The 1,599-nt window shown below is 33.1% G+C and carries 1 protein-coding gene and 1 pseudogene; both read left to right on the top strand.

Annotated elements, in window-relative coordinates:
* The first annotated feature begins 91 nt into the window (after positions 1–91).
* A complete protein-coding gene (istA, locus tag ACODS7_RS31875) occupies positions 92–1,387 on the top strand; it encodes an IS21 family transposase (RefSeq protein ID WP_289666399.1) in 1,296 nt (431 codons plus the stop codon).
* A pseudogene (locus ACODS7_RS31870) lies at positions 1,377–1,599 on the top strand (IS21-like element ISCbo2 family helper ATPase IstB); the annotation flags it as partial. The gene istA and the pseudogene ACODS7_RS31870, both read left to right, overlap by 11 nt.

Below are 1,599 nucleotides of genomic sequence, written 5' to 3'. Positions count from 1 at the left end.
TATAAATGCTAGTTTAAATGTACACATTAACACTTGAATAATCATGTACATTTTCAGCAGGATTCTACATACTGACTTTGAGGTGGTTAGTGTGTATATCAAACTAGATATTCCAACGGAATTTACAATTAAAAGTCTTACAGACTTATCTAATCTTAAAAATTTAATGGAGAACTTAAAGATGAAAATAAATAAAAGTCAACTAGCGCGGGAATTGAACGTTGATCGACGTACCATTGATAAATACATGAATGGCTTTATACCAAAGGGGACCAAAAATAAAACATCAAAAATCGATGCCTATTATGAAGTGATTGTAGATCTTTTATCAGATGAATCCAAACAAACTTTTTACTATATGCGGGTTCTATGGCAATATCTAACGGATAATCATGGTTTGCAATGTTCCCAGTCTACTTTTCGTGCCTATATCAATAGAAAATCTGAATTCAAAAAATATTTTAAGGATGGTAAGCGTATTGCTGCAAACTTACCAGGAAAGGTTCGTTATGAAACAGCTCCTGCTGAACAAGCGCAATTAGATTGGAAAGAAAGCATAAAGTTTGAAACGCAAGATGGTGAAATGGTATTTGTAAATGTAGCTGTACTTCTGTTATCTTATTCACGCTTTAGAGTTTTTCATTTGAATATTTCAAAATCCCAAAGTGTTTTACTGTCATTTATGACAGAGGCATTTGAAGCGTTTGGTGGCGTACCGAAGGTGATCGTTACAGATAATATGAAAACTGTAATGGATGAGGCTCGAACAGAACATTTTTCAGGAACAATTAATAATAAGTTTGCACAATTTGCCCAGGATTTCGGATTTAAGGTGCAACCATGTATTGCAGGACGTCCAAATACAAAAGGAAAAATAGAAGCTCCAATGAAACTTCTAGATGAAATCCATGCTTATCAAGGCAAGTTTACTTTTGAAGAATTACATGAATTTGTACAAAGATTATGTACAAGAATTAATCAAACGTTTCACCAGGGAACTGGTAAGATTCCTGTGTTTGCCTTAAAACAAGAAAAGAATCTCTTACAGCCACTCCCTACGAGTACTATAAGAGATTCCTATAAGATTAAACATAAGCTTGTAAAAGTAAATGCGTCAGGAATGATATCTTACAAATCAAATCAATACTCAGTGCCAGCTGAGTACCAAGGTAAGACCGTCGGTCTACAAGTCTATGATAATCAAATATATGTTTATCATAACATGAAGTTAATTGTACAACATAAAATCAGTCAATCTAAGCTTAATTATAAAGAAGAACATTATAAAAACGCATTGGCTAAGTCACTACCGAAATATCCGAACATTGACAATTTGGCGAAACAAAATTTATCAGTAATTGGTGAGGTATATGGAAATGAAGAATAGCTATCAACAGTTAACCACAAACCTAGAATATTTAAAATTAAAACAAATGACACAACATTTAGGGGAAGTCGTTGATTTTAGTATTAATAATCAATTGTCATTCGTGGAAGCACTGGTTAAGCTGACAAACTATGAAATTGATGTAAGAGAACAAAATATGATTCACTCTATGGTGAAAATGGGCGCATTCCCTCATAGAAAGGAGATTGATA

Source organism: Bacillus sp. FG16 (genome assembly GCF_057809515.1).
The sequence above is the reverse complement of the archived record's forward strand: the minus strand, read 5'-3'. Positions and strand labels throughout refer to the sequence as shown.